This window comes from Papillibacter cinnamivorans DSM 12816 (assembly GCF_900176335.1).
Lineage (GTDB): Bacteria > Bacillota > Clostridia > Oscillospirales > Oscillospiraceae > Papillibacter > Papillibacter cinnamivorans.
Genome location: NZ_FWXW01000002.1, coordinates 251743 through 276726, shown reverse-complemented (window position 1 = coordinate 276726; position 24984 = coordinate 251743). Strand labels below are relative to the sequence as shown.

Annotated in this window: 24 protein-coding genes and 1 riboswitch; of the genes, 9 read left to right on the top strand and 15 right to left on the bottom strand. The window is 57.7% G+C overall.

Going from position 1 to position 24984, the window contains the following annotated elements; genetic code table 11:
- Positions 1-48 precede the first annotated feature (48 nt).
- The gene (locus B9A13_RS04170) at positions 49-1452 is read left to right on the top strand and encodes a Sapep family Mn(2+)-dependent dipeptidase (protein WP_084233796.1); all 1404 of its coding nucleotides are present in this window, start codon (positions 49-51) and stop codon (positions 1450-1452) included.
- Between the two features lie 75 nt (positions 1453-1527).
- Here the strand turns inward: B9A13_RS04170 and B9A13_RS04165 are convergent, their stop codons facing one another.
- The 8 genes from B9A13_RS04165 to cysK form a co-directional block, all read right to left on the bottom strand.
- Positions 1528-1854, bottom strand: coding sequence for a hypothetical protein (locus tag B9A13_RS04165; RefSeq protein ID WP_084233795.1), 327 nt, complete (start codon positions 1852-1854; stop codon positions 1528-1530).
- 95 nt (positions 1855-1949) lie between these two features.
- Positions 1950-2549: a hypothetical protein gene (locus B9A13_RS04160; protein WP_084233794.1), complete on the bottom strand. Its 600-nt coding sequence runs from the start codon at positions 2547-2549 to the stop codon at positions 1950-1952.
- 491 nt (positions 2550-3040) lie between these two features.
- Positions 3041-4249 carry a peptidase T gene (pepT, locus tag B9A13_RS04155; protein ID WP_084233793.1) on the bottom strand — a complete coding sequence of 403 codons (1209 nt, stop codon included), beginning with the start codon at positions 4247-4249 and terminating at the stop codon, positions 3041-3043.
- A gap of 169 nt (positions 4250-4418) precedes the next feature.
- A complete protein-coding gene (locus B9A13_RS04150; RefSeq protein ID WP_084233792.1) occupies positions 4419-5408 on the bottom strand; it encodes a P1 family peptidase in 990 nt (329 codons plus the stop codon).
- Positions 5395-5934, bottom strand: a complete 540-nt coding sequence (gene coaBC / locus B9A13_RS04145; RefSeq protein ID WP_084233791.1) for a bifunctional phosphopantothenoylcysteine decarboxylase/phosphopantothenate--cysteine ligase CoaBC — start codon at positions 5932-5934, stop codon at positions 5395-5397. The genes B9A13_RS04150 and coaBC overlap by 14 nt, the downstream gene beginning before the upstream one ends.
- On the bottom strand, positions 5931-6704 hold the full coding sequence (locus B9A13_RS04140) for a phosphopantothenoylcysteine decarboxylase domain-containing protein (RefSeq protein ID WP_084233790.1): 774 nt from the start codon (positions 6702-6704) through the stop codon (positions 5931-5933). The genes coaBC and B9A13_RS04140 overlap by 4 nt, the downstream gene beginning before the upstream one ends.
- A 32-nt stretch (positions 6705-6736) precedes the next feature.
- On the bottom strand, positions 6737-7810 hold the full coding sequence (mnmA, locus tag B9A13_RS04135) for a tRNA 2-thiouridine(34) synthase MnmA (protein WP_084233789.1): 1074 nt from the start codon (positions 7808-7810) through the stop codon (positions 6737-6739).
- A gap of 41 nt (positions 7811-7851) precedes the next feature.
- On the bottom strand, positions 7852-8790 hold the full coding sequence (gene cysK / locus B9A13_RS04130) for a cysteine synthase A (protein WP_084233788.1): 939 nt from the start codon (positions 8788-8790) through the stop codon (positions 7852-7854).
- Between the two features lie 314 nt (positions 8791-9104).
- Here cysK and B9A13_RS04125 point away from each other — a divergent pair, with 314 nt between their 5' ends.
- On the top strand, positions 9105-9551 hold the full coding sequence (locus B9A13_RS04125; RefSeq protein WP_084233787.1) for an RrF2 family transcriptional regulator: 447 nt from the start codon (positions 9105-9107) through the stop codon (positions 9549-9551).
- Between the two features lie 99 nt (positions 9552-9650).
- Here B9A13_RS04125 and crcB read toward each other — a convergent pair whose 3' ends face one another.
- From crcB to B9A13_RS04110, 3 genes are all read right to left on the bottom strand, one after another.
- Positions 9651-10022 (bottom strand): fluoride efflux transporter CrcB, encoded by a 372-nt coding sequence (gene crcB / locus B9A13_RS04120; RefSeq protein WP_084233786.1) that lies wholly within the window; start codon positions 10020-10022, stop codon positions 9651-9653.
- 48 nt (positions 10023-10070) lie between these two features.
- Positions 10071-10144: riboswitch (Fluoride riboswitch) on the bottom strand.
- 99 nt (positions 10145-10243) lie between these two features.
- On the bottom strand, positions 10244-11794 hold the full coding sequence (locus tag B9A13_RS04115) for a ClC family H(+)/Cl(-) exchange transporter (protein WP_242942770.1): 1551 nt from the start codon (positions 11792-11794) through the stop codon (positions 10244-10246).
- A gap of 299 nt (positions 11795-12093) precedes the next feature.
- Positions 12094-13236, bottom strand: a complete 1143-nt coding sequence (locus B9A13_RS04110) for an acyl-CoA dehydrogenase (RefSeq protein ID WP_341456016.1) — start codon at positions 13234-13236, stop codon at positions 12094-12096.
- A gap of 276 nt (positions 13237-13512) precedes the next feature.
- Between B9A13_RS04110 and B9A13_RS04105 the strand changes: the two genes are divergently transcribed.
- The 4 genes from B9A13_RS04105 (at position 13513) to B9A13_RS13870 (ending at position 15865) form a co-directional block, all read left to right on the top strand.
- Positions 13513-13965 (top strand): MarR family winged helix-turn-helix transcriptional regulator, encoded by a 453-nt coding sequence (locus tag B9A13_RS04105; protein ID WP_084233784.1) that lies wholly within the window; start codon positions 13513-13515, stop codon positions 13963-13965.
- A gap of 51 nt (positions 13966-14016) precedes the next feature.
- On the top strand, positions 14017-14484 hold the full coding sequence (ybaK, locus tag B9A13_RS04100) for a Cys-tRNA(Pro) deacylase (RefSeq protein ID WP_084233783.1): 468 nt from the start codon (positions 14017-14019) through the stop codon (positions 14482-14484).
- Between the two features lie 207 nt (positions 14485-14691).
- Positions 14692-15522, top strand: a complete 831-nt coding sequence (locus B9A13_RS04095; RefSeq protein WP_159448019.1) for a CPBP family intramembrane glutamic endopeptidase — start codon at positions 14692-14694, stop codon at positions 15520-15522.
- Between the two features lie 124 nt (positions 15523-15646).
- Positions 15647-15865: a hypothetical protein gene (locus tag B9A13_RS13870; protein ID WP_143806873.1), complete on the top strand. Its 219-nt coding sequence runs from the start codon at positions 15647-15649 to the stop codon at positions 15863-15865.
- Positions 15866-15920: 55 nt separating this feature from the next.
- Here B9A13_RS13870 and B9A13_RS04090 read toward each other — a convergent pair whose 3' ends face one another.
- The 3 genes from B9A13_RS04090 to B9A13_RS04080 are packed head-to-tail and all read right to left on the bottom strand — an operon-like array spanning position 15921 to position 18032.
- On the bottom strand, positions 15921-16514 hold the full coding sequence (locus B9A13_RS04090; protein ID WP_084233781.1) for an SOS response-associated peptidase: 594 nt from the start codon (positions 16512-16514) through the stop codon (positions 15921-15923).
- Between the two features lie 3 nt (positions 16515-16517).
- Positions 16518-16775: a hypothetical protein gene (locus B9A13_RS04085; protein WP_084233780.1), complete on the bottom strand. Its 258-nt coding sequence runs from the start codon at positions 16773-16775 to the stop codon at positions 16518-16520.
- 12 nt (positions 16776-16787) lie between these two features.
- Entirely contained in the window at positions 16788-18032 is a 1245-nt protein-coding gene (locus tag B9A13_RS04080) for a DNA polymerase Y family protein (protein ID WP_084233779.1), read from the bottom strand.
- A gap of 131 nt (positions 18033-18163) precedes the next feature.
- Between B9A13_RS04080 and B9A13_RS14555 the strand changes: the two genes are divergently transcribed.
- Both B9A13_RS14555 and B9A13_RS04070 read left to right on the top strand, forming a co-directional pair.
- Positions 18164-18652, top strand: coding sequence for a glycosyltransferase family 2 protein (locus B9A13_RS14555; protein ID WP_084233778.1), 489 nt, complete (start codon positions 18164-18166; stop codon positions 18650-18652).
- 28 nt (positions 18653-18680) lie between these two features.
- A complete protein-coding gene (locus tag B9A13_RS04070; RefSeq protein WP_084233777.1) occupies positions 18681-20891 on the top strand; it encodes a methyltransferase domain-containing protein in 2211 nt (736 codons plus the stop codon).
- Here the strand turns inward: B9A13_RS04070 and B9A13_RS04065 are convergent.
- Positions 20825-22201 (bottom strand): methyltransferase domain-containing protein, encoded by a 1377-nt coding sequence (locus tag B9A13_RS04065; RefSeq protein ID WP_159448018.1) that lies wholly within the window; start codon positions 22199-22201, stop codon positions 20825-20827. The two genes, B9A13_RS04070 and B9A13_RS04065, sit on opposite strands and share 67 nt — an antisense overlap.
- 251 nt (positions 22202-22452) lie before the next feature.
- Between B9A13_RS04065 and mgtA the strand changes: the two genes are divergently transcribed.
- Positions 22453-24984, top strand: coding sequence for a magnesium-translocating P-type ATPase (gene mgtA / locus B9A13_RS04060; protein ID WP_084233775.1), 2532 nt, complete (start codon positions 22453-22455; stop codon positions 24982-24984).

Below are 24984 nucleotides of genomic sequence, written 5' to 3'. Positions count from 1 at the left end.
GGTAAGGAACGGTATACTCACAGATTTAGCGGCGGAAGGAGCTTTCGGATGTACAGAAAGGAAATCGACGACTATTTTGAAGCCCACAGGGATGAGCTTTTCGAGGATATCAAGCGCTTAGTGGAAATCCCCAGCGTACGGGGGGAGGCGGAGCCGGGGATGCCCTTCGGCGAGGGACCGGCGAAGGCGCTGGCCCTGGCGCTCTCCATGGCGGAGGGTTACGGGTTCGCGGCAAAAAACCACGAAAACTACGTGGGTACCGCGGACCTGAACGGCAAAGAGACGAAGCTGGGGATCCTCGCGCACCTGGACGTGGTGGGGGAGGGGACGGGATGGACCGTCTGCGAGCCCTTCCACCCCGTTTTCAAGGACGGGAAGCTTTACGGCCGGGGCGTCAGCGACGACAAGGGGCCCGCGGTCGCGGCCCTGTACGCCATGCGGGCGGTGCGGGAGCTGGGAATCCCGCTTCAATACAACGTACGGCTGATTTTGGGGACCGACGAGGAGAGCGGGAGCAGCGACATCGCCTATTATTTTCGGAAGGAGGCGCCGCCTCCCATGGTCTTTACCCCGGACTCTGATTTTCCCGTGATCAACACCGAGAAGGGGCGGCTGAACGGCGCTTTCCGGGCCTCCTGGCCGAAGGACGGGGCCCTGCCCCGGATCGTTTCCATACAGGGAGGATACCGGCTCAACGTGGTGCCGCCGGAGGCGGAAGCGCTGACGGAGGGGCTGAGCATCGACGAGGCGCGGAGCTGCTGCGCCAGAGCGGAGGCGGAGACGGGGGCGAAATTCACCCTGGAGGAGACGCCGCAGGGCGTGCGTATTTTCGCCCACGGGGCGGGAGCCCACGCTTCCACGCCGGAAAAGGGAAATAACGCCGTCACCGCCCTGATCCACGCGCTGCTGCTTATGCCCTTCGCACCCTCCACGGGCCTTGAGAGGCTGAGGACGGTGAACGCCATGTTCCCCCACGGGGACGGGCTGGGCCGGGCCGCGGGAATCGCCGCGGCGGACGAAGTTTCCGGGGAGCTCACCGCGAATTTCAGCCTCTTCCACTTCGGGGAAGAGGGGCTGGAAGGGGAGTTCGACAGCAGGACGCCCCTTTGCGCCGACGGGGTGGCGCTGATCCGGGGAATGCAGCGGAAATTCGCGGGCGCCGGGATGGAGATCGGGGCCAAGAGCGTTATGGAGCCGCACCACACGCCGCCGGACTCTCCCCTGATCCGGGCACTGCTGGCGGCCTACGAGGAGTTCACCGGATGTAAAGGAGAATGCCTTTCCACAGGCGGCGGCACTTACGTCCACGGGATCCCAGGCGGCGTCGCCTGCGGATGCGTGATGCCCGGGATCGACACCAACATGCACGGCGCGGATGAGTTCTCCATCGCGGAGGATCTGGTCACCTCGGCGAAGATTTTCGCCCGGGCGATCGTGAGCCTGTGCGGGTGAGGGGTTAATAGGGAATACATACAGGAAGGCCTCCCAGCGGGGAGGCCTTCCTGTTATGTAATATCAAAATAGTTATCAGCTTGTGCGTTTGCAAATAGCATCCAAGTGCCTTTTAACATTTATCGTACCAAAATAATTAGCTATAACAAAGCCCGCACCTATGTTTAAAAATATTCTGTAAGCTGCAAGAAATATTGTTTTGGGATCATTCACTACTTTAATCATTGTACCGAGGCCACTCAGCTTAATTAATTCACAACTATAGATCGCATTTAAAGGAATCCGTTCTGTTTTTGAAATTATATATGCTTTCTCATTTTCTTCAGTCAAGACACCTTTATTTACTATAGTCTCTAAGCCTATTGATTCGCCAACATAATATATAATTTTGTAATTTCTCATTTCAGCCTCCCAGGTTATGGATTGTTGGCGACCAGAACTTATTATATATACACATAACGGAAACCATCGACGACCAATAGACCTTCCTATTAATTTTATTTGGAAAAATAAACATCGATAGTATTTTGCATATCGATGATTTTTTTAATGATTAACCGTTGCTTATTAAAATCATTAGTATAGATTAAATAATTCATATGGTGATGGGCAGTGATTGCAACACCTGACTCGGGGATTAAAATGAATAACCTTGTCATTCCCATGAAGCCGCATTCAGAAATCATACCAATGCAATCTAACAATTCCTTTTTTGTTACAAGTAATCCGGCAGATGAGTTTATTCGCATATTGTTTGCATGTAGCCATTTTGTCAGTTCATCGACACAAGGTATGAATTCTTTAGTATACGGTATTCCAACAAAACGTCCACCATATAAAGAAGCAAATATAGCTTCTTTATATGTTAGAGTACTTAGATAGTCTGATAAAAATTCCAGCATGTCCTGCAAATCAAAATAAAATTCTCTTAAAGCAGGGTTTTCGTTCCGTTTTGAATCTTCATCCCAATGCTTAATAATATGGTCCCAATTGTGAGTATGATAAACGTCGATTGCCTGCATATCTTCAATCTTTGAAATAGGAAATTGAAACTGCTTCATTATTTCCTTTATTTTTTTATGAGTAATTTTAATCATCTGTTTCACCCTTAAAAATTGACCTCTCCTTTTTTGCGTTTGAAAAGTTTGGAAACTTAAAAAATTAAATTTGCTTTGCTCATATATCCGATTACAAATTGTGGTATAAAAGCGATCTCATAATAGCATTTATTATTTGATTGTATTGAACAATTTTTCAACGATTCTAATAACCAGAGGCAAGAGTAACGGATTCCAATTGATAATATACTGATAATATTAGGTGTTTTCCCTATTGAACAAACTTCGCATTTTAACTAAACAATAACCATTATATTTCCATATTACACCCAAATTTTCCAGAAAGAAAGACAGCGGCGGACAAAATCCGGCGCTGTCTTACAATTTTCGTGAGGGGGTGTTTGAGGGATAATGAGGGAATTTTTGCGGGAATTGAGGGGGATTCGTCAGAGGCCCCGGCGGGGGAGAGGTCACGGCGGGGGCTGCATTCTTCTTATTAACAGAATGGGAATCCGGCAGCACCGCGGGGATCAGACGCCGACAAGATTGACCAATACATCCACCATGCGGTCCATGGACTGGATCGGGATGTACTCAAATCTGCCGTGAAAATTATGCCCGCCCGTCGAGAGATTCGGGCAGGGAAGTCCCATATAGGAGAGGCGCGCCCCGTCAGTTCCGCCGCGAATCGGCGTAATTTTCGGCGTGACACCCGCTTTTACCATGGCTTTTTCCACATTTTCGATGAGAAACGGATACGGCTCTATTTTTTCTTTCATATTGTAATAGGAATCTTTTATCCGGAGTTCGATCACGGCGGCGCCATACTGATCGTTTATAAAGTCCGCTGTTTTTTCAAGCCGGCGCTTTCTCGCTTCAAATTTATTTTTATCATGATCCCGGACAATATAATGAAGCTCGGCCTTTTCTTCTCTTCCCGCCATGCCGGACAGATGATAGAAGCCCTCATATCCTTCGGTGCAGGCGGGAATCTCATTTGCGGGCAGCATCGCGTTAAAGGCCATTCCGATCAAAACCGCATTTCTCATCTTGTCCTTCGCATTTCCCGGATGGATGTTCACGCCGTGCACAATGACGTCCGCCGAAGCCGCATTGAAATTCTCATATTCGATCTCACCGAGTTTTCCGCCGTCGACGGTATACGCAAAATCCGCTCCAAACGACTTTACATCGAATCTGTCCGCGCCGCGGCCGATTTCCTCGTCCGGCGTAAACGCGATTTTAACCGTGCCGTGCCTGATTTTATCTTTCTGAAGCGTTTCTATGGCGGTCAGGATTTCCGCAATCCCCGCTTTATCGTCGGACCCAAGCAAAGTCGTGCCGTCGGTTACGATCAGATCCTCGCCGACATACTCCAAAAGACTTTCATGTTCCCCGACGCGCATGACGATCCCCTTATCAGGGTTCAGGACAATATCCGCGCCGTCATAGTTTCTGATGATAGTGGGGCGGATATTTTCACCGCTTACCGCGTCGCTGGTATCCATATGGGCAATGAGCCCCAATACAGGCGTTTTTTGCCCGCAGTTCGCCTCAAGCGTTCCATACACATAGCCATACTCATCCATATGGGCATCGCCGATCCCGAGCTCTTTCATTTCCTTCACAATCGACAGCGCAAGCTCTTTCTGGCCCGGCGTACTGGGGCAATCGGACTTTTCAGCGTCCGACGCGGTATTTATTTTTACATAACCGAGAAAACGTTCGTAAGCCTTCAATTCAACAACTCCTTTGATCCATAGGGCGTTTTGGCAATTCTTATATTACACCCGGTTTTTCCGGAAAGAAAGACAGCGGCGGGCAAAGTCCGGCGCTGTCTTACCATTTTTGTGAGGGGGCGATTTGGAGGTGATGGGGTGAGTTTTTGCGGGAAGGGAGAAGATCCCGTCAGATGCCGCGGCGGGGGGAGAGATCCCGGGAGGCCTTGAAGCCGTGAAGGGTGCGGGCGTTCTTTACCGCGCGGAGGATGGCCTGCTCCACGGCGTTCACCGCCAGGATGCCCACCACGTCGGGACGGACGTCGGCGGTGCCGGAGGACATGACGAACATGGTGTCCCCGTCGTACATGGAATGGGCCGGGCGGATTATCCGGGCAATGCCGTTATGGGACAAAGACGCCACCTTGTTGGCCTCCGCCTTGGTGAGGGCGGCGTTGGTGAGGACCGTGCCGATAATGGTATTGCCGCTGAAAAGGTCGGTCTTGCTTTTATAGTCCGTCATCAAATACGCCTCGGTGTCGGCAAGAACGGTTTTGGTATCGTCCAACATACCGGCGAGGAGCGCTCCGCTTTCCGGGTCCAGGACGTCCCCCATGCAGTTGACGGCCATGACGGCGCCCACCATAAGGTCTCCCAGGCGGAAGCAGGCAGCGCCGAGGCCGCCCTTCATGGCGAACTCCGGCCCCCGGGATTTGCCCACGGTGGCTCCGGTGCCCGCGCCGTAATTGCCGCAGAGAAAGGGCTTTCCGACGTTTTTGCAGGCCTCGTAACCCATCTGCAGATCCGGCCGGATATCGGAGCGGCCGCATTTCAGGTCGAACAGGATGGCGCCGCAGACGATGGGCACCTTGGCCACCGCCACGTCCCGGCCGATGTCCCGTTCCTCCAGATACCGCATGACGCCGGCCGCCGCGTCCAGCCCGAAGGCGCTGCCTCCCGCCAGAAGAACCGCGTGGATATTGGGGCGGAGGCTGGTGGGGTTCAAGGCGTCGGTTTCCCGGGTGCTGGGAGAGCCGCCCCGGACGTCCACGCCCGCAACGGCCCCTTCCGGGCAGAGGATCACGGTGCACCCCGTGCCCGCTTCCTCGTTTCCGGCGCTGCCGATCTGAAAGGCGGCGAGCTCCCCGATGGGCACTTCCTGAAGACTAGTTATTTTCACCGTCCAATACCGCCTTTACAATCTCTGATGGATCCGCCAGGGCGCCTTTGCCCACCGCGCCGCAGGCAAGAATGCTCTCCTTTGGCTCGATGAAGCGGAAGCCGAAGCGCCGGAGCTTTGCTATATTGTCCTGCACGATGGGGTTTTCCCACATGTTGGTGTTCATGGCGGGGGCGATGTAAATGGGCTTGCCTTTCACGGCCAGCACCGTTGTGGTGAGCATGTCGTCGGCGATGCCGGAGGCCAGCTTGCCGATGATATTGGCCGTGGCCGGGGCGATGAGCACCGCGTCGGCCTTCTGGGCCAGGGCGATATGCTCCACGTCGTCGGGATAGTTTTCGTCGAAGACGTCGGTATAGGCCCGGTGCTTGGTGAGGGAGCGGAAGGTGAGGGGGGCGATGAGCTTTGTGGCCCCCTCGGTCATGATGACCTCCACGTCTACGCCCTGTTTATAAAAGGCGTGGGCGATGTCGGCGGCCTTGTAGGCGGCGATGCTGCCGGTGACGCCCAGGAGCAGATGTTTCATACGGCCTGTTCCTCCAATCGTTTAAGAATCCGGGAGGCAATCCCAGAGGCGATGGCTTCCTTGCCGGTATACTTTTCGGTTTCGCCGCGGCGGCAGAGAAGATACCCCACGTGGACGCCGCTTTTCAAAGAGACGGTGTCGTTTGCCAGAACGAAGTCGCAGCGGTTCGTTTCCATAAGCCGTCCGGCAACTTCCAGAAGGGTCTCCTCGGAAACGCCGCTTAAGAGCTTGAAACCCACCAGAAGGGTATCGGGGCTCAGTTCTTTTATCATATGGATGATCTTCGGCGTTTTTTCCAGGACCAGAATGGGGTGAGCCAGCTCGGAGCTGATTTTCCCGCCGGGCTCCAGGGCACGCTGAAAAAGCGCCTTTGTGAGCACCTTTTCCCATTCCTCCGGGGAGGCGGGCAAGGAAGACAGAGAGGAGAGGGCCGCGGCGAGGCGGTCCGGCGTGGTGGCGGCTCCCACGCGGTAATCGCTGACGGCCATAGCGTGGATCACCGCGTCGATCTTCCGGGTTTCCAGAAGGGTGCGCATGGCGCTCTCCAGGCTCCCCGTGTCCGGGGCGGGGAGGACTTCCAGCCGGGGATCGGCCCCGGGGGTCACGGCTCCCGCGCCGCAGAGATAGTAAAGGGTATTGCCTCCGGCGGGAAGGCGGCGGAGAAGCTCGGAGGCGATGAGGCTGCCCAGGGCGCCGGTGGCGCTGTTGGCGATGGTGCGGACCTCGTCGATCTTTTCCCGGGTCCCCCCGGAGGTGACGATGATGTTCAAGTTCTCCCATCCTTTCCGGGCAATCCCCGGCGTTACGGCAGGGCGGGGCCCTCGATGGTCCCGCCGCCCAAAACGATATCGTCCTGATAGAACACCGCGGCCTGGCCCGGGGTAACCGCCCGCTGCTTTTCCTCAAACTCCACGAGGACGCGGCCGTTTCCCAGGGGAGTCACCACGGCGGAGGCAGCCTTCTGGCTGTACCGGGTCTTGACCTGCACGGGAACGGGGCCCTCCAGACGGTCCACGGAGATGAGGTTCACGTCCCGGGCGGTGAGCCGGGCGGAAAAGAGCTCCTCATGGGGGCCCAGGACGACCCGGTTTGATCCCGGGTCTTTGGAAACCACATACATGGGCCGGGGAAAAGCGAGACCCAGGCCCTTCCGCTGCCCCACGGTATAGGCGAGAAGGCCCCGGTGCCTCCCCAGAATCCGGCCCGTACCGTCCACGAAATCCCCGGGCTCGGCCGCCACGCCCATGACATTTTTCAGAAAACTCACATAGTCCCCGTCTTTGATAAAGCAGATGTCCTGGCTTTCCTTCCGCTGGGCGCTGGCAAGACCGCGCTGCGCAGCCAGAGACCGCACTTCGCTCTTGAGAAGGTCCCCCAGGGGAAAGAGAACGCGGGAGAGCTCCTCCTGGCGGAGGGTATAGAGCACATAGGTTTGATCCTTGGAGACGTCTTTGGCCTTTTTCAGAAGATACCGGCCTCTTGCTTCGTCATAAACCACCGTGGCGTAGTGCCCCGTGGCGATGCGGTCGTACCCCAGAAGCCGCGCTTTGTCCAGAAGAAGACCGAATTTAACAAACCGGTTGCAGTCGACACAGGGATTGGGGGTCTCCCCCTTCCGGTAGCCCTCTGCGAAGCGGTCCATCACGTCCCGCCGGAACTGGGGGCCGAAGGAAAAGACATGGTGGTCCATATCCAGGGAGTGGGCGACGAGGCGGGCGGCCTCCGCGTCCTCCGGGGGCGGCCCGTTTTGAGGCGATGCGCCGTCAAAGAGCTTCAGGGTGGCGCCGCAGACCTCGTATCCCCGCTCCCGGAGAAGCAGGGCGGCCACGGAACTGTCCACTCCGCCGCTCATGGCGACCATTACTTTGTTGTTCATCGGGTTTTATTTTCTCCATACTCCGCCGGACGGACGCCGGCTCAAAGGTTTTCCTGGAACAGAGGGCTGGAGATATAGCGCCCTCCGGTGTCCGCCATGATGAGAACGATCATTTTCCCGCTGTTCTGCGGGCGCTTGGCCACCTTGGCGGCCGCCCAGAGGACGGCGCCGGAGGAAACTCCCGCGAGGAAGCCCTCGGTTCTCGCCAGTTCCCGCTCGGCCCGGTAAGCGTCCTCGTCCTCCACCGCGATAACCTCGTCTAGAATATCGCGGTTCAAGACCTCGGGAATGAAGCCGGGGCCCAGCCCGGGAATATCGTGAGGACCGGGGACGCCTTTGGATAAAACAGGGGAGCCGGCCGGTTCCACGGCGACGATCTGGATCTTCGGATTGCGGGATTTCAGGTATTCCCCCACGCCGGTGATGGTTCCGCCGGTCCCGGCACCGCAGACGAAGATGTCCACCTGCCCGTCGGTATCGTTCCAGATCTCGGGACCCGTGGTGGCCCGGTGCACGGCGGGGTTTGCCGGATTCATAAACTGACAGGGGCTGAAAGCGCCCGGCATCTTGGCGGTGAGCTCGGCCGCCTTGGCCATGGAGCCCTTCATGCCCTTGCTGCCTTCCGTAAGCACCAGCTCGACGCCGTAAGCAGTGAGCAGGCTCCGCCGCTCCATGCTCATGGTGTCGGGCGTGGTGATGATGACGCGGTATCCCCGGGCGGCGGCAACGGAGGCAAGACTGATCCCCGTATTGCCGCTGGTGGGTTCTATAATGACCGAACCTTCCTTCAGGAGCCCTCTTTTCTCCGCATCCTCAATCATGGCTTTGGCAATCCTGTCCTTGACGCTGTGGGCCGGATTGAGATATTCCATCTTGGCCAGGAGCCGGGATTTCAGGCTGTGCTTTTCCGCGTAGCTGCGCAGCTCCAGAAGGGGAGTTCCCCCGATCAAATCTGTCAGACTCGCATAGATCCTTGGCAAGACCATCCACTCCTTATTTATCCGTGATAAACCGGCGCCGCCGGCGAAAAGCCTCCCGACGTACCGAGCGGCCCGGACGGGCAAATACATAATGCGTTCATGTTTATGGTAGTGCTCAGGGCGGATTTTGTCAACAGAAGGAAGGCGATCCGTCACAGAAAAACTGCCGGGCGCGGAAGCATGCAAAGAATTTGACATTTACAGTATTATCACTTATAATTTAGCTAAACATACATAATTGATATGTAATCGGCAGGTCCGCCTGCCGAATTCCGCCGCTGCGTCGGGTCCATTGAGTGCCTGGGAGGAAGCATATGAAGGTTTCAGCAAAAGGACGGTATGGCCTTGCCGCCATGATCAGTATATCACAGAGCTATTCCGCAAAGGAATACATCACCGTGAGCAGTATCGCGGAAAAGCTGGGGATATCCAAAATCTATCTGGAACAGGTCTTTTCCCAACTGAAGCGGGCGGGCCTCGTGGCCTCGGTGAAGGGCGCCCAGGGCGGATACCGGCTGGCGAGGGCGCCGAAACGGATCACCGCCTTCGAAATTCTGTCGGCTACGGAAAACTCCCTCCTGGAAAAGCCGGAAAAAACCGTGGCGAGAAAATCTCCGGAAATCGAGTCGGCCATGCAGGTCGCCGTTTTCAAACCCCTTTCCAGGGTGATGGAGGCGGCGCTCCGGCAGATCACCCTCTACGATCTGGTGGCGGAGACCGAGCGGCACAGAGCCAATTCCGATTTTATGTTCTATATTTAAATTATTGAAAAAACTGAAACGTGCGTTCCGCAAGGGCGGGACGCACGTTTGTATTTCGCGGCGGCGCATGGAGAAAGGAAAAGCGGTTTCCCGGGAGATTCAGAGGATTGCGCGGACCGCGCCGCGGCCTATCATCACTCCCAGGAGGCAAAAGGACACGCTCAGGAGCATATAGGCCGCCGCCGCTCCAACGCGGCCCTTTTCAATCAGTCCCAAGGATTCCAGGGTAAAGGTGGAGAAGGTGGTGAAGCCCCCGCACAGCCCCACCGTGAGAAGCAGCAGTATATTCCGGTCGAAGTGAGGATTCAGCTCCCATACCGCCGAAATCGCGCCGATCAGGACCGCTCCCACCAGATTGATGAGAAAGGTGCCCAGGGGAAACCGGTCCGTTCCCAAGGGAATCAGCCCGAATAAATAACGGCATACCGCCCCCACAAAGCCTCCCAGGCCGACCATGATGCACTGCGTCATATTTTTGTCTCCTCATTTACCGAAAAAATATAAAAAAAGACTTCTGCTTACGCTGCAGAAGTCATCAGCCGTTAAGGCACTTCAGGCCATTGCCTGGGGAGAACTTCATTCCCGCATTTGAGTATAGCAGACCTCCATGCCGCCGTCAACGCAAAAATGTTCCGCTTCCGACAAGGGCAGAGGGCGGGACGCCAGCAATCCGAACGATCCCCGAACGGAGCTCACTGCTTTACGTGGCAAAGCTCCCGGATATTGGTATGCATATCCTTATAGGTAACCTCAGAGGACAGAACCACCAGATAATCTCCCGCCTCGATCCTCGTGCTGCCGTTTGGCACGATGTCCTCGTCACCCCGGTGCAGCCCGACAATGAGCATTCCCTGGGGCCAGCAAACCTCGCCTACGGTTTTGCCGGAGACGGCGCAGCCAAACTCCACGGGAATTTCCAGCAGGGCCCCCGCCTTGTCCTTGATGAGAGCCGTCTCGTTCTTTTCCATCATGCGGTCCAGCAGCGCGTCGTAAATCGGCGCGACTTTCAGGATGTCGGAAAGAAGCAAAGCGATGAAGGAACAGGCGGCCACGGGCAGCAGATGGACCAAGGATCCGGTCATTTCCGCCGTCAGCAGTATGCTGGTCACAGGGGCCTTCACCGAACCGGAGAGCGCCCCCGCCATACCGCAGACGGCAAAATCGGGAATATACTCGGCCGGCATGCCGAAATGGACCGCAACCAGGCCCAGAAGGCTCCCGGAGAGCGCCCCCACGGAGAGAATGGGCAGGAAAATGCCGCCAGGCAGGCCGCTTCCGAAGCTGGTACAGGTGAATATCAGCTTGACCACCAGGATAATGAAAAGCAGGGCCGCGCCGCTGTCCCAGGTTTCCGCCATCTTAATCAGGCCCTGTCCGCCGCCCAGCACCTGGGGAAGGAAAAGGCCGCAGGGAAGAGCTATCATCAGCGCCGCCATAGGACGAAAGCGCGCCGGCATCCGATTATACAGCGTCTGGAATCCCAGGAGGGCTTTGTTCAATAGGACACCGAACAGCCCGGTGAGAAGACCCAGGGGCAAAATCCAGATATAAAGAGTCTGCGGAAGCTGGGGAATCGAAACGAAGCTCAGCACCGGCCGCAGGCCGAAAAAATATTTTGAAACGATGTCGGCGGTGAGGGACGCGGTGGTGGCGGCCACAAGCAGCGTGGGCGAAAAGCTTCTGTGGACTTCCTCCAGGGCGAAGACAATCGCCGCGAGAGGCGCGTTGAAAGCGGCCGAAAGCCCCGCCGCCGCGCCTCCGGTGATAAGATAATTTTCTTCCACCTTGTTTTTGCTGGAGCGCTCGGCCAGCGCCTGGCTGCCCATGGCGCCGATCTGGATGGAGGGGCCTTCGCGGCCCAGAGAGAGCCCGAAGAAGGAGGCGACAAATCCGGCGGCGAAGCGCACAACGATGATGGAAGCCCACTTCATCTTCATGCCGTAGAGCAGGAGCCCCTTGACCTGGGGAATTCCGCTGCCGGTAGCCATGGGTTCCAGTTTTACCAGCCAGGAAAGAAGCAGGCCGAGAGCTACGGACACGGCCAGCCAGGGCAGTATCGCCCAGGGATGCGCCCGCAAATAGGAAAATATCAGAACCGCCTTTTCGGTTCCGTATTCGATGCCGGTTCTGTACAGAACGACGAGCAGGCCCGCGATGAAACCCGACGCCACGCCCTTGGCCGCAACCGACCATTTCAGCTCGTTGAGACTCGACATGATTTTGTAATACTTCGATTTTCCCACCCTTAAACTGCCCCCAACCTCATTTTAGCCATTGTCTAGTATACCATTTGAAATGAAAAATGCAAATTCATTTTCACAAATTTGCATAAAATACGACATTATCGGACATATTTTGGCGTATTTATGCGTATGGGGCGAACAAAACGGCGGCCTGAGAAGTATTTTCGGGCACGTATATGCCGCGCCCGAAAAGGATCCGATTTCATTTCGCCGCTCCGGCGGTGAAACGCTGGGAGGAGCCGTTGCAAACGGAAACCCCCCTTTCGGGGGGCTTTCCGTAAAAAAGGAGTGTGGTGGGACTATTTCAGGTTCATGGAACCGGAGATGACCATCTTCATCACTTCGGAGGTGCCCTCGTAGATCTCGGTGATCTTGGCGTCGCGCATCATGCGCTCCACGCTGTATTCCCTGGCGTAACCGTAGCCGCCCAGGAGCTGGACGCAGCCGCGGGTGACAATATTGGCGACGTCGGAGGCCATGAGCTTCGCCATGGCGGCGTATACGCCGTAATTTTCGCCCTTGTCCTTGGCCACCGCGGCGCGGTAGGTCATGAGGCGGGCGGCGTCCACCTGGGTCTGCATCTCGGCCAGTTTAAACTGGGTGTTCTGGAAGGCGGCGATGGGCTTCCCGAACTGCACGCGTTCCTTGACATAGCGCACCGCCTCGTCGATGGCGCCCTGAGCGATGCCCACGGACTGGGCGGCGATGCCGATGCGGCCGCCGTCCAGCGCCTTCATGGCGATCTTGAAGCCCTTGCCCTCGCCGCCCAGAAGATTGGCCGCCGGGACGCGGACGTTTTCATATACCACCTCCGCGTTGGAGGCGGCGCGGATGCCCATGCGGGGGATGTCGGGGCTCACGGAGAGGCCGGGAGTGTCCCGCTCCACAACGAAGGCGGACATGCCCTTGGCGCCGGCTTCCTTATCGGTGAGGGCGAAGACCAGAAAGATGTCCGCAAAGCCGGAGTTGGTGGTGAAAATCTTGTTGCCGTTGAGAATGTATGAGTCGCCGTCCTTCACCGCGGTGGAGCGGCCCGCCGCCACGTCGGAGCCGGCGCCCGGCTCGGTAAGGCTGAAGCAGCCGACCTTGCTGCCGTTTGCCAGGGGACGGAGAAACTTCTCCTTCTGCTCCTCGGTGCCGAACTCCTGGATGGAGGCGGCGCACAGGGAGGTATGGACGGAGATGGTGAGGCCGGTGCTGGCGTCCACCCGGGACATCTCCTCCACGCACATGGCGTAGGAGAGAACGTCGCTGCCGGCGCCGCCGTAAGTCTCGGGGAAGGGGATCCCCATGAAGCCGCATTGCCGAATCTCCTTCAGGAGCTCCATGGAGTATTTTTCCTTCTCGTCCATCTCGCGGGCCAGGGGCTTAACGCTCTCTTCGGCAAACTTGCGGTAGAATTCCCGCATTTCGGCCTGCTCGGAAGTGGGAGTAAAATCAATCACAATCATGCATCCTTTCCATATGTAAGTCTATTTTGTCCGGTTTCTTTGACCATTATTTCGTATTACGAACGAATTATATCATGGCAAAATAGAATTGTAAACAAATATTTTTTAATACGAAATATTTTTCGTCAAAAGATTGTAATCCGGCGAGCCCTGTGTTATAATCTGTAAGAAACAGCCGAACGGCGGCCCGTTGCAAAGCGCCGCGTCCGGTGGAGCGCATCGCGCCAATCCGCTGCAGAAGGCAGAATTTCGGGGGATGAATAACCGGTGAGATTCAAAACGTGCATCAATTATCTGCTGACCGCGTCGCAGCATGAGGTGTTCGGGCTCCTCAGCGACCGGCTTTCCCAATACGGCGTCACGCCCGGCCAGTACGGCGTTCTCAGCTATCTCTGGGAGAAGGAGCAGGCAAACCCCAAGGACCTTGCCCGGGAGCTGAGCCTGGAGAATTCCACGATCTCCGGCGTTCTGGACCGCATGCAGAAGAAGGGACTCATCGACCGGCTGCTGGACCCGGATGACCGGCGGAGCATCCAGGTGGTGCTCACCCCCGCGGGGCGCGCCCTGGAGGCGGATGTGCTCCGGGCGGTGGACGAGGTGAACGAAGAGGTGCTCAGCCGGTTCGACCCCGAGACGGCGGAGACGCTGATCCGCTGCCTGCAGAAGATCGCGGACACGCGGGCGCCGGAGCGGGAAGAGGAAGAATTGCCGAAAAATTAGAATAAACAACGGCGGATCGGATCCGATCCGCCGGTTTTACAGGTGATAACGATGGAATACAAAACCAACGTCATGCGGAAGCTGGACAGCATGAAAATCCCGTATAAGACCCACCGGTACGGGGAAGGAGAGGCTCTCAGCGGGACGGAGGTCGCCGCGATTATCGGCGCGGACCCCGCGCGGGTGTTCAAGACCCTGGTGACCGCGGGGAAGTCGGGAAGTCATTATGTGTTCATGATCCCCGTGGCGCTGGAGCTGGACCTGAAAAAGGCGGCGGCGAGCGTGGGGGAAAAGTCCGTGGAGATGATCAAATCCAAGGACCTTCTGCCTTTAACGGGCTACATCCACGGGGGATGCTCCCCCATCGGGATGAAAAAGCCCTTCCGCACCACGGTGGACGCCTCGGCGGCGGGCTTTGAAACCATCATTTTCAGCGCGGGAAAGATCGGATACCAGGTGGAGCTTACGCCGGAAGAGCTGCGTCGGGCTGTGCCGTTTTCGTTTGCGGAGGTAGTATAAGACCGGGACGGATTGTGAAAAAATGAAGAGCCTGGGGCGGAGCGAAACCGCCGCAGGCTCTTTTTTGATTGGGGAAGGGTAGGATGATTTCCGGGGATTGCGGGGAGAAAGACGGCGGGGTATAATAAATCCAGGAAGATGATGGAAACCTGATATGAATCTGCCATAGTGTTGTTTCAGCCGGCACTTGTTAAAATGGAGGATAAGGTGAAAGGAAAAGTACTGGTTCAAAGCAAGAAAAGAGATTCTGTTTTCTTGTTATTGTTGCTTGGGCTTTTTATATTGCGTTTTCCTTTTCTAATTTCGGTATCGTACGGGGTAATCCCAATCCCTAAAGACATGGGGAACATTATATTTGGAAACGTGACATATTTAATAACCGCGGTACTGATTCTGATCATGCGTGATTCGCTTTCAAAATATAACATAGGCTTTTATTCGCTTGCTGTTTTTTTGGCCGCGCCTTTTTTTAAATTACTCAGCATACGGTATACGGCAATGTTTTCGCTGCTACCTTATCCCTGGTTTCAAATTGCTGTTTCCATATGCCTTTTTATCCTGCTGCTTATCTTTCATCCGAAACTGCGCAAGAGAAGCTCCAAAGAAATTCTATTCTGGCTATTGATTGCGGTTGCCGCCGGTATTTGCGGCGGCGTGATAATGGGGAATATAGCAAGTCTTCAGGGGAGTGGAAGACTTGCGTACCGGCCGTCTTTCTGCTATGTGATTTATGCTTTTTTTGTACAGCTGAGCAATGCTGCGGTGATGGAAGAACCCCTTTTCAGGGGATTTTTATGGGGATATCTCAAAAACGCACATTGTAAAGAGACCTGGATATGGGCATTCCAGGCAGCGTTATTTATGATAGGGCACGTTTACTATCTGGGTGTTTATAATTATTCTTTTTGGATTATCGTACCCGTTTCAGCTCTTATTTTGGGCTTATTAGCGTGGCGCTCCAGAAGCATCGGTACGAGCATGATAGCGCACGGCTTAATCAATTCAATTGCTGACGCTGTGGCTCACTTTACATGGTAATGAGTACGGAATATGATGGAAAATGTAAATACTACTATTTGTTTTTTTGTACGCAGAAGGTCATTATCAATAATAAAGTGTATTCATCACGCTCAGGATCAATGAAAGGAGAGGGGGACAAGCAGTGAACCAAGATATCTCCAGCCTATTGATTAATCAATTAAGAAAAGAATTGCCACTGGGTTTACAAGATTGGATAACCAAATTTGAAACCCAAATCTACTCCGGGAATTATCGTATAGCCTATTCGATTCTAGAAGAATTGAAGCATATGAAGGGATGGTCACCTTCACAAATACTTTTAGGATATTATGAAAAATTTTGGTGGGAGTTAGCAAATTGAGGGAACGGGGGAATAGGCATCTATTATTAAGAACGCATATGGTGCAAGAGTGTTTTTATCCCGCGTTTTGACGGGTGAGGGCCGGGGGGACACGGGTGAGGTATTCGGAAGCTGTTTGGAGATTTTGGGTCCAGGAGGGGAGTTCCGATTTCCGAAGGACCACGGGCATGCGGCTGTGAATTTCGGCCACGGAGGGGTTGGCCGCGGTGGTGAGGATGACGAAGCGGGGAAGGCCCTCCGGGGACTCGTCGTAAAGCCCCGCCATATAGAGCATGGGCTCCCCGGGAAGGGTGAAGAGATACTTCTCCTTTTTGGGGGCGCCTTCTTTTTTCGACCACTCGAAGAAGCCGGCGGAGGGGACGACGCAGCGGCGGGAGAGAAAGGCCCGGCGGAAGGTGGGTTTTTGCAGGGCGGTTTCGGATCTGGCGTTGATGATGACGCCGGGGCCTTTCCATTGGGGAAAGCCCCAGGTCATGGGGCGGGGGCTCAGGTCCCCCTCTGCGCCGGACAGCAGCACGGGGGCGGTATTCGTGGGATAAATCTCCCCCAGACTGACCCGGGTATCCTTATATTTGCGGTTGATCTCGTCGAGAATTTCACGGATTTCCTGAATGTCCCGGTCGGCCGGGAGAATATAGCGCCCGCACATTTTCTACACTCCTTTCCGCTCCATAAACCAGCGGTTGTCGTCCAGAAACAGGTAGGTCAGCCGGCCCCGGACCCGGCAGGTATAGCGCATCCCGATGCCCCCCGCCTTAAGGCTGGCGGCCAGGCGCACGTCGGTGACCCTGTCTATAGTATACCTCGTTCCGTCCTCCCATACAAAGGACAAAGGCACAAGGGAGCCGTCGGCGTTAAATTCCGCGCAGACGTTCACATATACCTTATAGGGATTCCCGTCGGGATCCATGGCTCTCCCTCCTTAAAAGTAGCCCACGGGGTGGATGACGTGGTCGGCCTTGGCGTCCAGATCGCCCAGGTCCCGGTGGACCAGAGTGGCGGCCCGGCGCAGGCTGAGATTGCCGAAGCGGCGGCGGACCTGGTCGGCGGTTTTCTCCAGGGCAAGAAGCTTTTCCCGTTTTTCAGGGTCCTCAAAGAGAGTGTACTGTTCCGGAAAGGACTCCGGCACCAGGCCGCAGCCCCGGATGCCAAGGCTGCGGATGGGCTTTTTCCAGTCGTAACCGGCCTCGAAGAGCTCCATGCCCGCCTTCAGGATCTCGGAGGCAAGGGAGGTGGGCCGGGGAAGCTTCTTCTGGCGGACAAAGGAAAACAGAGCGGTGTCCCGCACCTGGATCTCCACGGTGCCGCAGGAGAGCCCCTGCTCCCGCAGGCGCATGGCGACGCTCTCGGAGAGGGCCCAGAGGGTGATTTTCACGTCCTCGCGGTCCACCAGGTCCCGGGGCGCGGTGGTGCTGTTGCCCACGGACTTGATCACCGCCTCCTGGCCGTATTCCGCCACGGGGGAGGAGTCCCGCCCGTTTGCAAAGCAGTGGAGCACCAGGCCCCATTTGCCGAACCAGGCTTCAAGGTACAGGGGGTCGGTGCTGGCCAGGTCCCCTATGGTGCGGATGTTTTTCGCGGAGAGCTTTCGCCGGGTGGCGTACCCCACGTAAAGCAGGTCGCCGGCGGGGAGAGGCCAGACGACGGATTTATAGTTTTCCCGGGTAATGGGAGTGGTGGCATCCGGCTTTTTCAGGTCGCTTCCCAGTTTGGCGAAGATTTTATTGAAGCTCACGCCGATGGAGGCGGTGATACCCAGTTCCTCCCGGATCCGCCGACGGATCTCGTCCGCCGCGGCCGCGCCGTCCAGACCCAAAACGTCCAGGCTGCCGGTGAGGTCCAGCCAGCACTCATCCAGACCGAAGGGTTCCACCCGGTCGGTATAGTCGCCGTAAATCTTCCGCACCCGGTCCGAAAAACGGAGATATTTCCGGTAGGAAGGGGGCAGGACGACGAGATCGCGGCACTTTTGGCGAGCCTCCAGAAGGGTCTCCCCGGTGATGATCCCGTACCGCTTGGCCACGTAATTTTTGGACAGCACGATCCCGTGGCGGAGTTCCGGGTCTCCGCCCACGGCCACGGGCTTTTCCCGGAGGTCGGGGCGGTACAGGCATTCCACCGAGGCATAAAAATTATTGAGATCGGAGTGGAGCACGACGCGGTCCATGAGCATCACCTATAGAACATTTGTTCTATTATTATATGCCATAGACAGCGAAAATCAAGGGCATTTTCTGGAAGGGGGAAAAATTTTCGCCGGAGGCGCGCACGGGCCTTACGGAGGCGAGGCAGTCCCCCGTGGAGCACCCCAAGGAATACGACAGGGAGACCGGGGAGACCGGCTGGGCCGCCGGCGCCTGCATCGCAATGCCGGCGGAGCTGTTTCACCGGGCGGGGGGTTTCGACGAGGCATTTTTCCTGTACTGCGAGGACGTGGACCTTTCCTGGAGGCTTCGCCTTCTGGGATACAGGCTTCTCTACCGGCCGGCCTGCCCCGTCTATCATTCCAAGCGTCTGGACAGCAGCGGGAAATTCGTTCCCGAGAAGACCCAGAGGTATCATTCGGCCGTGTCCGACCTGATCCTGGCGCACAAGTGGTCCAATCCCGCTCTGGAGGAAAGTCTGCTGGCATTCTACAGGACCTGCGGGGACGGAGAGCTGCGGAGGGCGGACGCGGAGTTCAAGGAAAAAAGAAAGCGGGGCCTGCTGCCCGGGCCCATCGACCCGGAGCACAAGGTTTCCCGGTTTTCAGACGGGAGATACGCAAAGCACAGGTTTTTCCTGTGACGGCCGGGGGCGGGAGGAAAGAAGAGAAATGCGGGGAAAGTACGACATAGCCTATTCCGAGGACGGCACCTACGGCCGCGCCGCGGACCTTCTGGAGCAGCTGAAGATTTCCGGGGACGCGCACCTGGATATCGGCTGCGGGTACGGAGCCGTCAGAGGGCGCATCCGGGAGAAGCTGGGCATCGGATACATCGGGATCGACGGCGACGGGGCCGCGGTGGACGCCCTGCTGGAGGACGGGACGGAGGCGTACCGGTACCGCTTCGGGGAGGGGGACGAGGAGCGGGACTATGCGTTTCTCCGAGACATCCTGAAAGAGCGCAGGCCCGCGGCGGTCACGGCCCTGGACCTGCTGGAGCATCTGCCCGAGCCGGAAGAGCTCATCCGGGTGCTGCGCCGGTTCTGCCTGGAATTCGGCATCCCCCTGGTGGTTTCGGTCCCCAACGTCTCCCACAGAGACATCGCCTTCAAGCTGCTGGCGGGAGACTTCGAATATACGGAAACCGGTCTGCTGGACCGGACGCACGTTTCTCTCTTCACCGAAAAAAGGCTCGTTTCCGCCATGGAGGAGTGCGGGTTTTCCGAAGTTCTCAGAAACGACATACACCAGAAGCTTTCGGACCAGCATTTTCCCGGGGAGCACTCCTTTCTTTCCCGGGGCAGCGCCGTTTATCAGGCTTTGGAGAAAATCAAGACCATGACGGACCCCAACGGGGAGGTCTATCAGTTCGTCCGGGCCTATGTTCCATCAGAGGCCGCGGAGAAAACGGCGAAGGACAGAACACCGGAAGAGCAGGCTCCCTTTCTGTCCGTCGTCATGCGGACGCAGGGAAGGCGGCCGGAGGGACTCCGGGAGGCGCTTTTATGCCTGACGGCGCAGACGGACACGGATTTCGAAGTCCTGATCCTGGGACATCGGCTGGGAGGAGAGGAAGCCCGGACGGTACGGCAGATCATCGGCGACACGCCGGAATGGCTGCGGGAAAAAATCCGGTTCATCCCCGTGGACTACGGGAACCGCACCGCGCCCCTCAACGTCGGGTTCGAGGAGGCGAAGGGCCGGTATGTTTCCATTTTTGACGACGACGATCTGGTATTCGGCAACTGGGTGGAGGAATTCCACCGCCGCGCCCTTGCCGGCCCCGGAAGCGTCCTCCACGCCTACACGGTCACCCAGGAGTGGGAGGTCCTGGACGGCGGCGCCCTGCGGGCCGTTTCCTCTCCCGGGACGCTTTACTGCCGGGACTACGATCCGTTCCTTCAGCTGGAGGAGAACCGATGCCCTCCCATCGGGCTTGCGTTCCCCGCCTTCCCGTTCCGGCAGTTCGGCGTACGGTTCGACGAGTCGCTGAGCACCACGGAGGACTGGGATTTCCTGATACGGACCGCCAGCCTCTGCGGAGTCGAGGACATCCGAACCCCCACCGGCATTTACCGGCGCTGGGCAAACGGCGAAAACGCCTCCACCGCGCACAGCCGGGAGGAGTGGGATTTCAACGCCGGCCGGATCCGCGCCAAGCTCGGGGAAATCCCGTTTTTTATGCCGTCGGGCGCCGCGGCCCTGGAAGCGTTTTACAAGTCCCGCCTGCACGGCGGGGAATGGCTCCGGGAGAGCGGCCCGCCGGAGGGGAACTTTTCCTATCTGAGCGCGCTTTATCTGGATACGGGGGGCGGATACTCCGAGGCGGGGTGCGTAAAAAAGCAGCTGCGCTTCGATTCGGACAGCGCCCGCGTACGGGCAGAGTTTGAAGGGCTGGCGGAGTTCGGCCCGCTGCGCTCCCTCCGGTGGGATCCCACGGAGCACGGAGGCATTCTGCTGGGCGACGTGCGCATCCGCATTGAATTCGTCGACGGCACGGCAAAGGAGTTTGCGGGCAAAGACGTTTCCACAAACGGGATAAAGGCGGACGGCCTTCTGGTTTTTCTGAAGGGACCCCCAGATCGGCATTTCCGGAATCCGGGGGAGAACGGTTTCGAAAGTGGCGGCGGAGGCCGCGATAATCCGGGGCGTTTCGGACGAAATCATGGAGCGTGTACTTTCCATGCCCGTTTCTTCGGCAGCGCGCGCCCTCAAGTCCGCGGCGAAGAGAGTATGCCGCGCCCTCCGGAGCAAAGGGGAATAAATATTTGCAGAAAAAGACCGCGCCGGGCATACCTGCCCGGCGCGGCGACTCAGATTCTGAGAATATCCGGGGGACCCGTCCGGCTCCCTTTTTCCACCACCACGATCCCATCGTAAAAATGCAGCCCCCGGATGCTGCGGGTATACACGTCCGGACGGAGGGCGGGAGTTTCCGAATGCCAGGCATTGAGAGAGTCCACCAGAGCCTTGGCCCGCTCCACGAAGGTGCCCGGCCGCAGATAGCCGCCGCCGTATCCGGGCCGGTAGGACGTGTGCAGATCCTCGCAGAGGTACAGCCCGTCGGGGGCCAGGTGGGGGAACATCTCCTCGAAGGCGACCGCCTGCTGCTCCATGGTGTGGCCGCCGTCGTCCAACAAAATGTCCACCCGGGGAACGGCCGCTTTCAGCGCCCGCCAGAAGTCCCTGTCCCGCTGGTCGCCGATGAAGATCTCAATTCCCGCCTCCTCCCGCTTTTTGCATTCGGGGTCGATATCCACCCCGACCACGCGGGAGAGGGGGCCGAAGTAGTTTTTCCACATCTGGAGGGAGCCGCCCCCGGCGACCCCGATTTCCAGGATGGTGACCGGGCTGCCCCGGTACCGGGAAAAATACCGGTCGTAAACATCGAAATAATTGAGACATTTGTAAATGGGAAGGTGCTCTTCTTCTCCGAAAAATCTTTCCAGATCGTTGAGGGGTTTCCCTGCGGTCAGGCGCCGGAACAAGTCCCGCTGCTGCGCTTCGTCCGAAGACGGAGCGGGGCGGCTTTCGGAGGGAGGGGGGCAGCCGGGACCCGAGGAATTCAGGGAGGTGCGGGAGACCGGTCCCAGGCTTCTGGGGGAGACCGCGTGATACGCCGCGCGCTTGACGCCGGCCGCCCAGTTCCGAAGAAGCTTTTTCTCTTTCCGGGCGATGAGTACGGTATCCTTCCAGACGGGATCCAGCCAGGGGTACCCTTCATAGCTCCAGTTGGTATACGCCTCCAGCACCTGCAGATGGGCGGTGTGCGCCAGGGCTACCATTCCATCCGGATAGTACCGGTAGCAGTCCAGCGGATAGTTGTGCATAAAACCCGCGGAGGGGGCGATGACGCAGCAAATCCCGCCGGGGCGCAGGACACGGTGAATCTCCAGAAGGGTGAGCCACGGAAACTCCGCGTGCTCGAGCATCTGCCCCGAGACGACATAGTCGAAGCTCCCCGCCGGCAGTTCGCTCCAGGCGTAGGGACGCCGGAGGACCACGTCGACGTTCTGCCCGGGGTCCATGTCGCAGCCCGTGTATTCGACGTCCATTCCGGCGAGAAGGCCGCGGTAGGAGCTCCCGGACTGCCCGTCGACCTCCCGGCTTCCCACGTCCAGGAGCCGGGTGCCCCCACGGACATATTTTTCGATGAATACCCGCATGTTTTCCCTGGAGCTTTCGTGCATAACGCACCCTCCCGCAAGCCCCGCGCTGGAGCGGGGGCATACAATTTTTCGATTGGGAGGCGGGATGCCCGCCGCTTTAGAAATCATACCTTTTTTCCGCATTCCAGTCAATCCGGCGGGACGGAGGAAGCGATATTGACAAACGATTTGACTCAGACTATTATTAAATCTGCATAATTTTGTCATACTGTTTTTGACACTATACCAAAGGGACTGCCGGACACCCGGCTGGACAGGGAGCGCGATCTGCCATGGAGAAAAAGGCTGCCATCAAATACTGGAGTTTGCCGGCGGAAACGGTGCTGGAGCAGCTGGGTTCCTCCCCGAAGGGAATTTCGGAGGAGGAAGCGGGGACCCGGCTGAAGGAATACGGGGCAAACCAGATCAAGGCACAGGAGAAGACGACTGCGCTCACAATCTTCTTCAATCAGTTCAAAAACCTCATCATCTGGATCATGATGATCGCCACCGTCATTTCGGCCGCCACGGGGGATCTTGTAAACTCTTTGATCATCTTCGCCATAGTGATGGTGAGCATCGTGCTCAGCGCCCTGCAGGAGTACAGCGCCAGCAACGCCGTGAACGAGCTGCGCTCCCGAATCCGGATCCAGTCCTCGGTCCTCCGGGGAGGCGAGGCCCGGGAGGTCCCCGCCGCGGAGCTGGTGCCCGGCGACATCGTGCTGCTTTCGGCGGGAAGCCTGATCCCAGCGGACGGGTTGCTTCTGAAATGCGACCTTTTCAACGTGAACCAGTCCGTTCTCACGGGGGAATCCTACTCGGTGGAAAAGCGGGCGGGCCCGGTCCCGGAGGACGCGGACGTTTCCAAACGGGACAACTGCGTCTTTATGGGCACCAACGTGCGCAGCGGAAGCGCCACCATGCTGGTGACCCGGACCGGCGAAGCAACAGAATTCGGAAAGATCGCCAAGGAACTGGTGCGGCGCCCGCCGGAGACGGAGTTCAGCAGGGGGATCCGCCGGTTCAGTTACCTGTTGGCGCTTATCATGCTCATCCTCACGGTGCTTGTTTTCGTGGTCAACGTCGTGTTCAACAAGCCCGTAATCGACTCGCTGCTCTTTTCCGTGGCTCTTGCCATCGGAATCACGCCTCAGCTGCTGCCGGCCATCATCAACATCACCCTGGCCAAGGGCTCCCAAGCCATGGCAAAGGAGGGCGTCATCGTCCGGCGGCTCAACGCCATTGAAAATTTCGGAGGGATGGACATCCTCTGTACCGATAAGACCGGAACTCTGACGGAAGGGGTCATCCGGCTGGACGGGGCCCTGGACGCAGACGGGAAGGAGTCGGAGGAGGTTTTCCGGCTTGCCTATCTCAACGCCAGGCTGCAGACCGGAATGATCAACGATCTGGACGCAGCGGTGAGCGCGTACAAGGACCTGGAGATCGGCGACACCGCCAAGCAGGGGGAGATCCCCTTCGACTTCACGCGGATGCGGGTGGGCGTCGCGGTCCGGGAGGAAACCGGCTGCAGGCTGATCGTCAAGGGCGCTTTGAACCATGTTCTCGGGGTCTGCACCAGAATACAGGCCGGAGGGGCGGAACAGGCGCTGGACCAGGCCGCCCTGGACGGCATCCGGGGGAGGATGACCGACTGGAGCGGACAGGGATTCCGCGTCATCGGCGTCGCCCAGAAGCCCATAGCCGAAAAGGAAGACTATGAGGTCCGGGACGAGGCGGACATGACCTTCATGGGTTTTCTGCTTTTCTTCGATCCGCCCAAGGAGGACGTGCCCCTGGTGATCGGGGAGCTTAAAAAGAAGGGGGTCCAGCTGCGGCTCATCACCGGAGACAACCGGCTGGTGGCAGCCCATATCGCAAAGGCCATCGGACTGGAGGCCGAGCACATCCTGACGGGGGAGGAGCTGTCGAAGCTGGCCGACGAGGCACTGCCCGAGAGCATCGAGCCGGTCACCCTCTTCGCGGAGGTGACGCCCGAGCAGAAGGAGCGCATCATCCAAGCCCTGAAGAAGAAGGGACACATCGTGGGCTTCATGGGGGACGGCATCAACGACGCGCTGGCCCTGCATTCGGCCGACGTGAGCATCTCCGTCAACACAGCGGTGGACGTGGCCAAGGAGTCGGCGGATTTCGTGCTTCAGGAAAAGAGCCTGATGGTCCTGGACCGCGGCATCGAACTGGGGCGCACCATCTTTGCCAACACCCTCAAGTACATCTACATCACCACCAGCGCCAATTTCGGAAACATGTTCAGCATGGCCGGGTTTTCGCTGCTGCTGCCGTTTCTGCCCATGCTTCCCAAGCAGATCCTGCTGGTGAACCTCATCACGGATTTCCCCGCCATGACCATCGCGGGGGACTATGTGGACGAAAACATGATCCGCTCGCCGCGCCGGTGGGACATCCGCTCTATCCGGAACTTCATGTTCCTTTTCGGATTTATCAGCTCCGCCTTTGACTTTTTCACCTTCGCCGTTCTGCTTCTCGTGTTCCACGCGCCGGAGGAGCTGTTCCAGAGCGGATGGTTCGTGCTGTCCATTCTGACGGAGCTGCTGATCCTGCTGGTGGCGCGCACGCGGGGGCCTTTCTTCAAAAGCAGGCCCGCGCCCATGCTGGTCCGCGCCACCGTGGGGGTGGGGATTTTGGCTCTGGCCCTCCCATATCTGCCGGGACACGGGTACCTGAGCCTTGTTTCCCTTCCGCCGAACATGCTCCTGGCGCTCTTGGGCATCGCCGCGCTCTATATCGTCACGACGGAGATCGGCAAGCGTTTCTATTACAGGTCGGGAATACGAAATTCATAA

Bases quoted from the DNA above. Each gene is read 5' to 3' on its own strand.
- crcB (WP_084233786.1), bottom strand. From the start codon at position 10,022: ATGACGCAGTGCATCATGGTCGGCCTGGGAGGCTTTGTGGGGGCGGTA.
- B9A13_RS04085 (WP_084233780.1), bottom strand. From the start codon at position 16,775: ATGGATCCCGACGGGAATCCCTATAAGGTATATGTGAACGTCTGCGCG.
- coaBC (WP_084233791.1), bottom strand. From the start codon at position 5,934: ATGAAACATCTGCTCCTGGGCGTCACCGGCAGCATCGCCGCCTACAAG.
- B9A13_RS04090 (WP_084233781.1), bottom strand. From the start codon at position 16,514: ATGTGCGGGCGCTATATTCTCCCGGCCGACCGGGACATTCAGGAAATC.
- mgtA (WP_084233775.1), top strand. From the start codon at position 22,453: ATGGAGAAAAAGGCTGCCATCAAATACTGGAGTTTGCCGGCGGAAACG.
- B9A13_RS04160 (WP_084233794.1), bottom strand. From the start codon at position 2,549: ATGATTAAAATTACTCATAAAAAAATAAAGGAAATAATGAAGCAGTTT.
- B9A13_RS04080 (WP_084233779.1), bottom strand. From the start codon at position 18,032: ATGGACCGCGTCGTGCTCCACTCCGATCTCAATAATTTTTATGCCTCG.
- B9A13_RS04065 (WP_159448018.1), bottom strand. From the start codon at position 22,201: ATGCACGAAAGCTCCAGGGAAAACATGCGGGTATTCATCGAAAAATAT.
- B9A13_RS04170 (WP_084233796.1), top strand. From the start codon at position 49: ATGTACAGAAAGGAAATCGACGACTATTTTGAAGCCCACAGGGATGAG.
- mnmA (WP_084233789.1), bottom strand. From the start codon at position 7,810: ATGAACAACAAAGTAATGGTCGCCATGAGCGGCGGAGTGGACAGTTCC.
- B9A13_RS04165 (WP_084233795.1), bottom strand. From the start codon at position 1,854: ATGAGAAATTACAAAATTATATATTATGTTGGCGAATCAATAGGCTTA.
- ybaK (WP_084233783.1), top strand. From the start codon at position 14,017: ATGGAATACAAAACCAACGTCATGCGGAAGCTGGACAGCATGAAAATC.
- B9A13_RS04125 (WP_084233787.1), top strand. From the start codon at position 9,105: ATGAAGGTTTCAGCAAAAGGACGGTATGGCCTTGCCGCCATGATCAGT.
- B9A13_RS04070 (WP_084233777.1), top strand. From the start codon at position 18,681: ATGCGGGGAAAGTACGACATAGCCTATTCCGAGGACGGCACCTACGGC.